Genomic DNA, 274 nt, shown 5'->3' with positions numbered 1-274 from the left:
ACAGTTGGCAGCTTGGGCGGCAACGATGCCGCCGCTGCTTTTTCCCGGATGATTGCCGTGAATGCTTCGTTTGCCTTGTCCCGATTCGTTGCGGTCTGTGCGACCGGTTTGGCGTTGACGTCGCCCTTGCCCGCGCAGGCGCAAGCCAAGCCGGCGGCGTCGGGGTCAGCAACGGTTGGCTCGGGTGCTGCGGGCGCCAGCGCCGCACCCGCCGCGCCCATTTCCGTGCCCGCCGCCGGTACGATCGAAGTCGGTTTTTCTCCCGACCAAGGGG

Annotated in this window: 1 protein-coding gene; it reads right to left on the bottom strand. The window is 67.2% G+C overall.

What is annotated here, in order from left to right:
• Positions 1 to 274: hypothetical protein (locus SB751_RS30360; protein ID WP_410749066.1), on the bottom strand; the 274-nt coding region annotated here is incomplete at both ends.

Source organism: Cupriavidus sp. SIMBA_020 (genome assembly GCF_046535395.1).
GTDB lineage: Bacteria > Pseudomonadota > Gammaproteobacteria > Burkholderiales > Burkholderiaceae > Cupriavidus > Cupriavidus campinensis.
Note: the sequence above shows the minus strand (reverse complement) of the source record. Positions and strands in the feature narration are given on the sequence as shown.